Annotated in this window: 5 protein-coding genes and 1 pseudogene; 2 read left to right on the top strand and 4 right to left on the bottom strand. The window is 64.4% G+C overall.

Annotated elements, in window-relative coordinates:
• The 4 genes and pseudogenes from XBLMG947_RS17010 to XBLMG947_RS16990 all read right to left on the bottom strand — a co-directional run.
• Positions 1-1510: pseudogene (locus tag XBLMG947_RS17010) on the bottom strand (hypothetical protein); the annotation flags it as partial.
• Between the two features lie 90 nt (positions 1511-1600).
• Positions 1601-3778: a translocation/assembly module TamB domain-containing protein gene (locus XBLMG947_RS17005; RefSeq protein WP_065469798.1), complete on the bottom strand. Its 2178-nt coding sequence runs from the start codon at positions 3776-3778 to the stop codon at positions 1601-1603.
• 599 nt (positions 3779-4377) lie between these two features.
• Positions 4378-5451 (bottom strand): 3-deoxy-7-phosphoheptulonate synthase, encoded by a 1074-nt coding sequence (locus XBLMG947_RS17000; RefSeq protein ID WP_065469797.1) that lies wholly within the window; start codon positions 5449-5451, stop codon positions 4378-4380.
• A gap of 705 nt (positions 5452-6156) precedes the next feature.
• Positions 6157-8970, bottom strand: coding sequence for a TonB-dependent receptor plug domain-containing protein (locus XBLMG947_RS16990; protein ID WP_065469799.1), 2814 nt, complete (start codon positions 8968-8970; stop codon positions 6157-6159).
• 517 nt (positions 8971-9487) lie between these two features.
• On the opposite strand from XBLMG947_RS16990, the gene xopX (XBLMG947_RS16985) reads away from it, so the two are divergent.
• Both xopX (XBLMG947_RS16985) and xopX (XBLMG947_RS16980) read left to right on the top strand, forming a co-directional pair.
• The gene (gene xopX / locus XBLMG947_RS16985) at positions 9488-11521 is read left to right on the top strand and encodes a XopX family type III secretion system effector (protein WP_104536949.1); all 2034 of its coding nucleotides are present in this window, start codon (positions 9488-9490) and stop codon (positions 11519-11521) included.
• Between the two features lie 229 nt (positions 11522-11750).
• Positions 11751-13874, top strand: coding sequence for a XopX family type III secretion system effector (xopX, locus tag XBLMG947_RS16980; protein WP_065469794.1), 2124 nt, complete (start codon positions 11751-11753; stop codon positions 13872-13874).
• Positions 13875-13944: the final 70 nt, after the last annotated feature.

Genomic DNA, 13944 nt, shown 5'->3' with positions numbered 1-13944 from the left:
CACTGGCCTGTCCCGTGATCGCGTGCCCCATCACGCCAACCTGCGCCTGCACATGCGGCACCTGCAGGCGGCTGCCGGCACCGAGCTGGCCGCGATCGATCCGCAGATCCGCATCGACCAGGCCGTCGCCTTCCAGCGTGAGCCAATCCACATCCGGAAACAGCGCCGGGATCCAGCTCAGCGAGGACAGTTGCCAATGCAGCCGCGCATGTCCGGAGGTGCGCGGCAACAGGCGACGCAGGGAATCCAACGGCAGCTGCCGGCCCTGCACGCGCAGGTCGGCGTCCAGCGTCAACCCGGCATCGGCCGGCTCGGGCATGCTCACCTTCAACCGCATGTTCTGATCGACCTGCAACTGCGCCGTCAGTTCGCCCAGCAACGCGGGCGGTGCGCGCGTGCTGTCGTGCAGTGGCGCGCGCCATTGCAACTGGCTACCAGGCTGCAAGGCACCGCGTCTCCAGCGCAGCTCGCCATCCGCACGCCCCTTGCCGGCACGCGTTGCGAGCGTGTGCCGGCCCTGCGCAGTACGGGTGACATCCAACGCGGCAGTGTCGCCATGCAGGGCGATCAGCGCATCGGCAAGCTGCAGTACCGCCAGCCCACGCGCCTGATCCGGCGCATGTCGCGCGATGCTGGCGTCGATGCGCAGCTGCCCATTGCGCATCACTTCGTCCTCGCCCCAGCGCACGCGCGCCGATTCGAACACCGCATGCGAGGGGAAGATTTCCATCGGCCCGCCACGCAGTTGTTTGAACACGCCCAGGTGCAACTGGCCCGCACCTTCGATGTGCAGCTGACGCAGCGACACGGCCTGCACCTGCTCGGCAACGATGCGGTCGAATTGCAGGGTCCAAGCGTTTGATACTGCTTGTGTCGTGGCTGGAGCGTGGGCGCGCCGAACTGATTGCGGCGTACTGGTTGCAGGCGTCGCATTCGTTCCGGTCGCTGCAGTCGTTGCGTACAGCGTCTGCGTGGACGCCTGCGTCATCGACATGTCTTCGGTAGTGGCGGTTGGTATGGATAGCCCCGCGTGTGCTGACGCAGTCGGCGTAGCGGCGACATCCTGCACCGCGGCGGCGGCGGCCCGCGGCGCTTGCGGCGCTGCAGACGATGGAGTCGCTGCCGTCCCGGCGACGGCAGCGGCAGCCTGCATGCCGCCACGTACGCCGCGCGCAGAGAGCACCGGCACCCGCAGTTGCCGGTGCAGCAATGGCAGCAGCCGGATCTGCCCGCTCATCCGTTGTGCGCTTACATGCCAGTCGTTGCGCGCAGAACGGCCATGCAGCGCGACGTCCCACATCACCACACGTCCAGGCCACCAGGTCAGCCCCGGACCCCATTGCATCGTGAACGTATCGGGCGAGCGGTTCAGCGGTGCCAGGCCGAGCGGTGTGTTGAGCAACAGATTGCCCAGCAGCAAATAGCTTGCGTACAGCGCGATCAACGCCAATAGCGGCCAACGCAGTGCGCGCGGCAAGGCCCGCCAGCGGGCGCGAACAGGCATCGTCATGACAGCAGGCTCCTGAAGACCGCGCACGCGGCATGCGCAGTGTGCCAAGTCCGCCGTGAGCGGGGCGCAGCACGCACGCCAGCGACCGCATCACCGGGTTTTGGAGACTGCCGGCAACAGCCCCGGCTGCGCGTCGTACCACTCGCGTGCGCCGGCCAGATGCCACTGCCGCTGCTTGCCATCGAGCTCGATGCCGGCACCCAGCACGCCCCAGCGCAAATACAGATCGCCGCGCCGTTGCCCATCGTTCAAGGCCAACCGCGCACGCAGCGACAGGCGCGCATTTTCCGCATGCAGGTCGTCCACCAGCAACTGCTGCTTGCGCCAACGCAGCCGGCCGGTGGCATCGAGTTCGCCCGAATCCAGCAAGCCCAGCACCCAGCGCGGAGAGTCTGCGCGCTGTGCGAAGACCGATAGCAGCGGTGCGATATCGCGCATGCGGATGGCCGCATCGGCATCGAGCTGGAACGGCGCATCGGCCTGGATGGTGCCCGCACCAACCTGCAGCTCGCCCCACCAATTGGCATCGGCGCTCTCGTCGCCCACGCGCGTATTGCGCAGGCGTACGCGCGTGCCACTGAGGTCGAAGACCTTGTTCTTGAAGTCGGCGCGTTGCAACGTGGCCTGCAACTCGGCATCGCCGCGCATCTGCACGCCGGCCAACGCCAGGTGTGCGCCCTGGCCACGCAGATGCGCATGCCCGTTGCCCACATCGCCGGACGCATTGAGCGCCACGTCGCCGGTCAGGCTGCCGCTGCCGCCGAGCAGGCGCACGTTGTTGCCCGGCAGATAGCGGTTGTAGACGGTGAGATCGGGCACACGCGCATCGCTGAAACGCAGCTGCGCCTTGAGCGTGTCGCTCAAGCGAGCCAGTTCGGCATCGCCATGCATCGCCAGCTGCAGGTCGCGGCCATCCAGCAATAATTGTTTGGGCGCATCGCGCGGCGCCGCCTTGAAGATGGGAATGCTCACATCCAGATGCGCCTGCGGCGTGGCCGCATCGTCGATGCGCCCGTGCGCCGTGGCAACACCGGACAGACGCGTGTCGAACACCTGCGCCACGGCCTCCACGCGCGGGATATCCAGCGTGCTGCCGCTGGTGAGCCGCCCCTGTGCAAGACGTAAATCCGCTGCGACCAGACCGCCGCCTTCCAGCTGAAACCACGGCTTGCGCACGAACAACTCGGCGATCCAGTTCAAGGATTCGAACTTCCAGCGCCCGCGCACCTGCCCCGACAGGCGCGGCAGCACCTGTGCCGGCTGCTCGAACGGAATGCTGCGGCCGGCGATCCGTAGATCGGCCTGCAGCTCGCTGTCGGTCTTGTCGTCGCGCGGCAGCCGTGCCTGCACGCGAATGTCCTGCGCGACGTCCAGCTGCAACGCCAGCATGCCGCGATCGGTGGCGCCGACGCCAGCCAGCAAGGGCAGCCGCCACACCGCACGGCTACCGGGCTGCAGCGCGCCGCGGTCCAGGCGGATGTCAGCTTCCACGCGCGCCGCCGATGGCCCGCTGCGGATATCCACGTGCGGCGCACCGGTATCGATCTCCAGCGCCACGGTATTGGCCTTCAGCTGCAGCCGGGCGTTGGTGATGCCGAACTTGCGCATGCCCGGTGCCTGGTCGCGGTAATGGCGCGGAAACTGGAACTGCGCATCCAACTGCGCGCCGTTGAACACTTGCACCCCGCCGTAGCTGACCACCGCGTCGGTAAAGCCCGCTTCGGACGGAAACAGCTCCGACGGCCCGCCCTTGAGCTGCTTCAGAAAACCGACCTTGCCGTGCCCCTGTCCGGCGATCAGCAACTTGCCCAGGCGCGCACTGCGGATGCTGTTGCTGGTGATCGCATCGAAGCGCAATGTCCAGCGCTGATCGCCGCGTGGCGGCGGCGGGATGGGCGTGTCGGACGTTTCCACTTCCGCGCTCAGGCCGGTGGCATGCAGCCACGGCAGCCGTACCTCGCGCCGGAACAACGGGAGTAGCGCCACACGTGCATGCGCGCGGTCGGCATGGAAGACGTAGACCGTGCGGTTGGCCTGCCCGCGCATGCGCACGTTCCAGGCGATGACCTCGCCGGGGAACAGCGTCATTGCCGGGCCGGTCTGCATAGTGAACTTGTGCGGCTGCCGGTTGGTGGTGGCATCGAACAGCGGGGTATTGAGATAGAGGTTGCCGGCCAGCAGGTACAGCGCGTACAGCGCCAACACCACGACCACTGCAAGCCGCCACGGCCGTGGCCAGCGCTGGAAGCGGTCGCGAAGTGAGGGCATGGGCACAGGCAGGAAAGAGTCTGCCGCCACTATCCCGGTTGCGCCGAGCGCGAGGCGTGAATGCGGCCGTTGCCGTTGCGCAGATTGGGGGTTGGCGACGGAGCTTGGAGATTGGCGACCGGCCAATGACTATTGCAGCAGGATCGCATCCCGGTCCGTGCGTGCGCTGGTGTCGTGTTGAACGCCGGGGATCAATCGGTCCGTGCGTTAACGCGTCTCACACTTCATTGCTGCCGCCGACATGCCGCAACATGGCAAGGTCACGTGTCGGGCGGATAAAAGTAGTGCCCGCTCGCATCCTGTGACAGGAAGGCTCTCTCCCCTCCTTCCAGTGCGCGAAACGGGCCACCACTGCGTGGTGTCCAATCCGTCGGGCAGGCTCCCTGTGTCGGCCCGACGTTCTTGGTGCGCAGCGGCCATCAACACGGTTGCGCTCACTTTCGGATTGCTCGATCGCTTCTTGCCGTGCCTGTAGAGGGTGCGAGCGCAGCGGCATTCCCAGCCAGCCAACGCGCTACCTCACCAGCACTGCATGTTGGCGATGCGCCGTGCAGCACCCGCACGCGTTGCCGCCGCCGATGCTGCCGTCGCTGCGTAACTCAGGCAGCCTCAGCAACCCGTCGCGCACGCCGCGCGCGTACTGCTGCGGCCAGACGTTCAAGCACCTGCACCGAGGTGTCCCACCCGATGCAGCCATCGGTGATGCTTTGCCCATAGGTCAGCGCGCACCCCGGCAGCAATTCCTGGCGGCCACCGACCAGATGGCTTTCGACCATGACGCCGACAATGCGCGTTTCGCCGCCTTCCAGCTGCGCTGCGATGTCCTCGACCACCCCGGGCTGATTCTCGGGATTCTTGCTGCTGTTGGCGTGGCTGGCATCGATCATCAGACGCGCCGGCAAGCCGGATCTGTTCAGCACCTGGCTGGCCGCCTCCACACTGGCCGCATCGAAATTGGGCACCTTGCCGCCGCGCAGGATCACGTGGCAATCCGGGTTGCCCGCCGTGGCGGCCACGGCGGTGTGGCCGTCCTTGGTCACGGCCAGGAAATGGTGCGGATGCGAGGCCGCCCCCACCGCGTCGACCGCAATCTTGACGTCGCCGCCGGTGCCGTTCTTGAACCCCACCGGGCACGACAGCCCCGAGGCCATTTCGCGATGCACCTGGCTCTCGGTGGTGCGTGCGCCGATTGCGCCCCAGGCCACCAGGTCGGCGATGTATTGCGGCGAAATGATGTCGAGAAATTCCACGCCGGCCGGCAAGCCGAGATTGTTGATATCACGCAGCAGGCCGCGTGCCACACGCAGGCCCTTGTTGATCTGGAAGCTGCCGTCCAGATCCGGATCGTTGATCAAGCCCTTCCAGCCGATGGTGGTACGCGGTTTTTCGAAGTACACCCGCATCACGATCTCCAGCGCGTCGCCGAACTGGTCGCGCAACGGGCGCAGGCGCTGCGCGTACTCCATTGCCGCGACCGGATCGTGGATCGAGCATGGCCCGATCACCACCGCCAGGCGGTCGTCGCGGCCGTGCAGGATCTTGTGCAGCGCGGCGCGCGAGTTGGTGACGGTGTCGGAGGCACGCTCATCGCAGGGCAGCAGCGACAGCAGCTGCGAAGGCGGTGCAAGGGCTTCGATCTTGCGGATACGCAGGTCATCGGTCACAGGCGGCATAACGTTGTCTCGGGTCGGCGGTGCATCGGGGAGCCAGGCAAGGCGGCAACAAAAAAGCCGCCAGTGTGCGCTGGCGGCTTTTCGGGAATGCTGCTGAAGTTTCCTTCAGGGTGAGCGCACTCCTTCCTCCGCCAGCGGCATCGGAAAACCGTAGTACCAAAAATAAGACTGGCTGCGGGGTGCGTTCATGGGGTGCATTGATACCACGCACATTTGCGCGTTGCCACTGTTTCATCGGCAACGGAACCGCGCGCACGTTTCGGCAACCGTCCTGCATCTGCGCGGGGAAACCCAGCTACTGAGGTGCAATTGCAGCTGAGGCGGTGATTTCGGCACACGTTGCAGGGGCGCTGCACCACCTGATGGCGGCAACGGTGCGGTCATCAATCGTTTCGATGCGAACAATCAATGAAGCAGTGACCTAGTGGGTCGCCTTGGTAGATCTCGCAGCCCGCCGGGAGCATCGCCAGCTTGGAGCGCCGCGACTGTTTCGGCGCGGCCCAGCGATCTACCGACACGGCCTTGCGACCATCGCCAACGCGGCAATACAGCGCAGGACAGAACGTGTCGGCGTACGACGCCAATGCAGAGGTGGCCGAACGTCCGGTGTTGGCTTCGTTGATAGATGCGGTCGCCATCGCGATTGCAGATTCGGCCCCTGCACGCCACGGCACCCACCGTGACATGCGGATGCGCTGCGATCGCTTAAAACGTAAACACGTATTCCGCAGCCACTTCGCGGCCGATCGGGTTGAACAGCGTGGTGTTGTAGAAGCCGTACCCGTAGAAGCGTTCCTTATGGTCGTAGCCCACTTCGTTGAACACGTTGTTGACGTAGAAATTGACCTTGGCATGGTCGGCGATCTTGTAACCGGTGCTCAGGTTCCAGTAGATCGCCGGGCCCACGCGGCCGAAATAACGCTTGCTGGTTTCGCCCAGGTGCACGTTGCCGGTATCGGTCACCAGGCACGCATCGGAGGCGCTGGGTTGATACCCGTCGTCGAAGCGTTCGCAGGTGCCCCAGTTGACGGCGCGCATCGAGCCGATCCGGCGGAAGTACACGGTCCAGTCCCAGGCGCCGCCGTTGTCCCAGTGCACGCTGCCACGCACGCGGCTGCGTACGCGTTCGTCGCGTCGGTTCTCGTCGCTGTCGGTGCGATAGATCTGCTCGCGATAGGCAATCAGGTTGTTGTAGTCCAGCGATAGCTGGAAGTTGCCCCAGTCCGCGGTGGCAAGGCGATACTTCAACGCAGCATCGATGCCGGCCGTTTCCATCTGCGCCAGGTTGATCGGGCCGCGCTCGATGCTGGCGATGGTGCCGTCGGCATTGCGGGTCACGCGCGAGGTGATCGTGTCGCAATAGCCCGCGCCACCGGGATTGTTCCAGGTGCCACCGCTGATGGTGGTGCCGGTGCGGCAGCCGGCTTCGGCCGACAGGATCTCGTCGCGGTCCAGATCCTTGATCATTTCCTCCAGCTGGATGCGGTAGTAATCCACACTCAACGACAGCCCTTGTGCGATGTCCCACACGATGCCACCGGTGAACGAGCGGCCGGTTTCCGAGCGCAGATCCGGGGTACCGCGCCGATTGACGTCCACGGTGTAGAAAATGTTGTTGTTTTCGTCGTTGCAACCGCCGGTCAGGTACGCGCCCGACGAAATGCAGCGGTACTGATCGATCACCGTCTGATTGGTGGAGCTGGGTTCGCCGAGCACGTAATGCATGTCCGGCGCGCGGAAGCTGGTGGCCACGGTGCTGCGCACCAGCAGGCTTTCCACCGGCCGCCATTCCAGACCGGCGCTCCAGGTGGTGTCGCTCTGCGTGCCGACATCGGTGGGGATGGCGGCCGAAGAACGATACTGACCGTAGCGATCGTAGCGACCGGCCACGTTCGCGCTCAATGTGGAGAGCAACGGAATCTGGAATTCCAGACCGGCCGAACTGCGCATGCGTTCACCGCCACCGCTATCCACCACGTCGATCGGGTAGCACGCATTGGCGCACGGGTCGGGAGAGAGTTGATAGCCCTGCTTTGCCACTTCGGCCACGGTGGCGAAGCGGATCGGCCCAGCCCAGCCCTGCACCACATCGCCGCTCACGCTGAAGCTGGCTTGATTCACCCACGAATACGCCGAGTTGTGCGACTTGGCGACCAGGTCGTCGTAGTGGTCCGGCGACAGTGGCGTGTACAGGCGCGCGTCGTTGATCGCATAGATCGGCGTGCCATCGGCGGCGGTGCCGAGGGAGTTACCGAGGAAGTAGTCGGTGGCACGCGCGGTGTCCACGGTACGAATGTATTCGTCCACGGTGTAACGCGAGCGGCCCACACTCAATTCCCAATCGAAACGGTCGGCCCACACACCGCGCAAGCCGACGCTCAGATCCCAGGATTGTTCCTTGTTGTAGTTGGCCAGCCGGTCCCAGACACCGGCTTCGCGCCGGGTGAGCTGGCGGATCAGGTTCAACGAGCGTCCGGTGGCGGCGTCCTCGAATGGGCCCAGATACGCGTACGGCGGATCGTAGGTCCAGCGGCCGATGCTGCGGTTGGCCGACAGCGTGGCCCAGGCTTCGGTGTGTTCGCCGAACTTCCAGGTGCCGTAGAGATACGCCGAATAATCTTCGCTACCGGTGACCAACCCCCAGTCGCCGTAATCGCGTGCCACGCCGCAGTAACTGCCGGCGTTGCTGAGCGCGCCGGTGTTCTGGTTGTAGCTCAGCCGTTGCCCGTCGATGAACTCGCCGCCGAAGCGCGCGCAGGCGCCGGCCGGCGGCGCCAGGCGCTCGTTGGTATTGGCATCGATCAGACTGAGACCGGTGAACGGGTTGAAGCCGTACAGGCGGTTCTGGCCGGTCCAGTTGGAATAGGACATATCGTCCGAATCGTCCATTTTGGGGCGATCGCGTCCGCTCAACGGGTCACGCTTGGTGGCCTGCAGCGCGTAGGTCAGGCTCCAGGTCTCGCCGGTGCGTCCGCCAGCCCACGACACGTCGAAACTGTCGCGTCCACCCTCGGTGGCGGTGCCGCCGCGCAGGCGCACCTGGTCGCCCTGATAGTCGCGCTTGAGGATCACGTTGATCACACCGGCCACTGCGTCCGAGCCATAGATCGCCGACGCACCACCGGTGAGGATATCGATGCGCTCCACCGCGGCGGAGGGAATATTGCTGTAGTTGGAGAAGTTGCTTTCGCCGCCATAGGGCAGCGGGTAATCGGCTACGCGGTGACCGTTGACCAGCAGCAAGGTGCGGCCCGGCCCCAGATCGCGCAGATTGATCGGCGAGGCATTGGGCGTATGCGAGCCCCACTGCATATCGGCTTCCACCGAGCCCTGTTGATTCATGCTGTTGAGCACGTCGTAGACGGTAGCGAAACCCTCCTGCTGGATCTGCTGCGCAGAGATGGTGACCACCGGCTGCGCGCCTTCCACCTGTGCGCGCTTGATGCGCGAACCGGTGACGCTGACCGCATCCAGCGTGGAGGTGGCGCGCGCTGCATCCGGTTCGGTTTGCTCGGCCATGAGCGGCGGCGCGAACACGGCAGTCATGGCAAGGGACACGGAAATCGACAAGGCAAGGCGATGACTGCGGCAGTTCATAAGATCCCCGGGAGAAGCCGGACGCGGCCGGCGTGGCAATGCATTGCAACGACGCTCGCCAGCGATGCGCCGCATCGCTGCCCCTTGTCCGATGGCCCCCGACCGCTCGGCGCAAGCGCCTGCCCAGCAGACGCTAAGCCACGATGACATCGGTGTCAAAATTCGGTAAATGAGTGTGATGCCCATCGCCAACCCAGCGACCTGGCTGTTCCCGCAGCGGCCAACAGGGTCCGAATCCACTCGACCATGCGCAAGTGGCGACTTGCAATATGCCACCCGATCACACGTTGCCGTTGCCTGCTGGCACTTGATTCTTATTGCAGTACACCATTTCGCACCGCACCGCACCATCCACGCACGCTTGTCCGGATTATTGAAGCACGCCACGGATTGTGCGCCGGCATTCCCGATCAAGGAACCACCCAATTAAGGAAACCCCATGGAGATTAAAAAGCCGCAAGCCGCAGAACCCTCTTCTTTCGCCTCATCGCACGACGTCCATGCAGGCACTGCCCCTGTGGTGGACGTTGCCTCCCCCACATCGCCGACGCAAACGCCGCTCAACCCCAGCTTGTCGGCGCTCACGCCACGCAGCCGTTCGAACGCGTCCACCTCCAACTCCGTGCACGACTCCTCGCCGACAGCATCGCCCTCCCCTGGAATGCAGCCGCATTCACCGGAACGCGCCTCCGGCCCGTCCACTGCCGCGACACTTGCAGCGCGCGCAAACGCTGCGTTGGCAAGCGGCGCCCAGCACGCTTACGCTGCGTTATCCAAGGGGGCATCCAATCTCTGGTCGCTGACGGATCTGCGCACCATGCTGCAGATGCATGCAGACGATCCGGCATTTCTGGCAGTCCTGAAAGGCGACGACCCGGAACACCTGATGCCGCATACCTTGTCGTCCTGCCGCCAGCAGATGCAGGAGCTCGGCCAGCTCATCGAACATGCACAGGGGCTCGGAAGACATCAGCGCAACCAGCTCATGGGCGACGTCAAGCAGGTACTCAACGCCCTGCAGCCGCTCGATCACGCCACACCGGCCGCCTCGCGCGTATTGAAGTCGATTGGCAACCTCATCAATTTCTGGCCGATCGTGGTTCCCAGCCCGCTGATGGGCCGGCAAGCAAAAACCTTTGCCTTCACGATGTCCACCGCCACCAAGGGCGTGCTTGCGGTGTCGACCTCGGCGTTGCGCCCCAGCGCCGACGGTTTGCCCTTTCCGTTTGCCGGAGGACAGCTGGGCCGCGATGCCAACGAAATGCATCTCTACAACGTGCTGATCAACACGCTGTTCCTCACCACCGAACTTCCGAAGAAATTCGGCGATCAGGCGTTGCGCGAGAAGGCCGAGGCGATCAGCGAGAATATGGGATATGCCGCAGGCCTGTCGGTGACGTTTACGGCCATCATGCTGACCCCTTTCCTGTGGAACAGCCTCAACAAGCTCGGCAACAGCATGCTGGACAAAACGGCACGCCTGGGCGCGCCCGCAGCGCAGGTGCTGGGTCTGAACAACCAAGCGCAGCGGCTGCGCGACCGCCTGACGCCTGCCCACATTAATGCAGCGCTACGCGTGCAGCTGCAGGAAATCCGCGAACAGCTGGACGCCTCCTGCGAGGCCTTTCAGCAGGCGCGCCGCGGTTTCGTCGATCAGGACGGCGGGCGGGAACTCACGAGGACGGTGAATGCGCAATGCACGCATCTGCTGGAAACGCTGGACAGGTGCAGCAAACGGCTTGCGAGCGTATTGCAGCTGGATGGCGACCCGACGCAGAGTCTTCCGCGCGGAATCCCCAACCAGGATGTCTCCTCCAAGGTGGCATTGATGATACTGGCAACTGCGGTGACCGGCTCGACCATCTACCTTGTCCAACCGGATCGGTTAGGCACGATCAACCTGCTCAGCGACACCTGCATCGTGACCGCATTGATGGGGCAGTCGGCATGGAACAGGCAGGCCACGCGGCAGGACGCAATGGAACGTTTCAAGGGCATGTGCGGCGGCAGCATGGTCATCGCGCTTGCGCTGGGCGCAGAGAAACTAGCCAAGACGTTCGCAGACAAAAGCCTGATCGAGGCCTCGCCCAACGCGCAGTTCTATGCCGGCGCCATCATGTCGCTGATGGCGGTGACAATGCCCGGCCCGATCGCACGCGGCGCGGAGTTGGCGATGAATGCGGCGGGAAGCAGCCTGAAACGTCTGTTCACCGGCCCTGACGGAACCGAGTTGGCGACACGCACATTCGACTCGGTCGAGCAGATGCAGGGCCACTTGCAGAGCGTCGGAGAATACGCTCAACAACTGACCCCGCAGCAACTGGACTCCTACGCAACACAGATCGGCGAGAACGTCGCGCTGACGCTGCAGGCTGCAAGCGCGCAGTCGCACGCGCCCCGCAGCAACGTCACCATCACCGAGATCGATGACAACCCACGGGTCGAGCCCGAGCAGGCGTCGGGAGGAAGTTGACAGGCCGCGACCCGGTTGAGCGCCTCCGCGCCGACGGTGCCGTCGCAGACACTGAAGTTAAGCCCACGGGCCGCCGATGCCGTGGCACGCACGCCGGTTGCCAGGACTCAACCGCTGCGGATCGAAACGTACCAGTCCGAAGGCTGTGCTTAGTACCCCGGTCCAGCGAAGACGGTCTTTCGCTGACCGAACCGAACTGCATCCCCCCAAGAGCGCCGAGGAGTTTTCCATGCACGTCAAGCAAACGAACCAAGCGGCCGCGGCCAGCCAGGCACGCGAGCAAATCCCGCAGGAAACGGCACCGGCGACATCGCAGCCGACCCACGACACGGGCCCCCAACGCCACGTCGATCCAAGATTGAGCGGGCTCACCCAGCGCGCAAGCAGGCCCTCTTCGCCAACCGAACGCTCCGAGATCGAGGTCGCCGAAGCAGAAACATCCAACGTCGAGACAGAGGCGGCACAGCAGCAGGACACCACACTGCAGTCCAGGTCCCCCACAGTGGATGCACCCGGTTCCCTGTTTCGCAAAGCAACGTCCGGGTTGACGGCGGGGGCGGCGCAACTCACCGGAGGGCTACGCAATGCGGCATCGAATCTCTGGTCGCTGACGGACCTGCGCACCATGATGCAGATCCATGCGGACGATAAGGCATTTCTGGAGCTGGTGCGCCACACCGACCCTGAGCAGAGCGCGCCACACAGCCTTGCCGCATGCCGGCAGCAGATCACCCAGCTGCGTACCATCATCGAGGCTGCACCCCAGCTAGAGGCGCGTTTTCGCAAGCAGTTGCTTGGCGACATCAAGGACGTGGAAGACGCGCTGCAGCCGCTGGAACATGGGACACCGGATGCCAAGCGCGCGCTGAATGGGCTGATCAATCTGGCCAACGCCTGGCCGGTGTTGGTGCCCAGCCCATTGCTCGCCAAGCAGGCCAAGACGTTTGCATACACCATCGCTTCATCAGCCAGGTCCGTGCTGACGATCTCAGCATCGGCCTTGCGGCCGACTGCCGATGGGCTACCGTTTCCCTTGATGGGCGGGCAGCTGGGGCGCGATGCCAACGAAATGCACTTCTACGCCATCCTGCTCAATGGGCTATTTCTCACCACCGAACTTCCCAAGAAATTCGGCACCCCTTCCATGGGGCATCAGGCAGAAACCGTAGAAAACAATCTGGGATTTGCCGCAGCCGCCTCCACGGCCTGCGCCGCGATCGTGATTACCCCGTTCCTGTGGAACAGCATCAATGCACTCGGCAATCGGCTGCAGAGCCGGATGTCGCATCTCGGCGCGGACCTTGCCCAACGGGCAGGCTTCCACACGCAGGCGGAGCGATTGCGCACGCGCCTGACACCGGGGCAGGTCAGCGCAGAGCTGCGCAATCAACTCAATGACCTTTGCGCTGCGCTGCAGAATGGCCACGATGCGTTCCAACAGGCGCGTCGCCGCTTTACCGACCCGAACCAAGAAGGACACGAGCTTACTAGAACGCTCAATGCCCAATGCACCCACCTGCTGGAAATGCTAGAGCAGTGCGGCAAACGACTAAACACTGTCCTTCAGGTCGATCAAGATCAGCCATTGGCGATTCCGCGCCAAGTGGCCAACCATGAGTTGCACGCGAAACTGCCCATGGCCTTACTGGGTTTTGGGGTGACCGCGCTGACCGTGTATCTGATCCAGCCGGATCGGATCGGCACGGTCGACCTGATTGCCGACTCCGCCCTGGTGACGACGGTGCTGCTGCAATCGGTTTTCAACAAGCATGCGACGCGCCAGGACACGATGGAGCGCTTCAAGGCCATGTGCTCGGGCAGCATGGTCATGGCGCTTGCGCTCGGTGCTGAAAAGCTGTCCAAGTCCTTCGCCGACCAGAGTCTGATCGAAGCATCGTCCTCATCGCCCTACTACGCTGGCGTGGTCATGACGCTGATGTCGATGACGATGCCAGGCCCCCTGGCGCGCGGCGCGGAGCTGGCGATGAACTGGAGCGGAGGGCAGATTGGCCGCCTATTCACCGGACCGGACGGCACGCCGTTGGCAACCAGTGTTCCCTCCTCTGCAGAAGAGCTGCAGGAGAGGTCGCGGACCACCCTCGCGTATCTGATGAGCCTGACACCGGAACACTTGGAGCAGTACCAGGAGATTGCGGGAGAGTCCACTCTGCAAGTGATCCAAGAAGCCGGCGAAGCGGCGCAGGCCGGGCCCAGCAGCAGCGTCACCATCACCGAGATCGAAGAGGAGCGCGAGCATGCCGTGGAGCCGACCTCGCCGAGGACGAGCAACGCTGCCGACGCAGGTCCGAGCAGCGACGCCACCACCACGCACGCTCCATCGCCGCTGCACTGAGCGCAGGGTTGGCGGCATCTGCGGCATTGCATGATGCAGCGCTCGGCACAAAAAACCCCGCCGTTCGGCG

The sequence above is a fragment of the Xanthomonas bromi genome, from assembly GCF_900092025.1.
GTDB classification, from domain to species: Bacteria; Pseudomonadota; Gammaproteobacteria; order Xanthomonadales; family Xanthomonadaceae; genus Xanthomonas; species Xanthomonas bromi.
The sequence above is the reverse complement of the archived record's forward strand: the minus strand, read 5'-3'. Positions and strand labels throughout refer to the sequence as shown.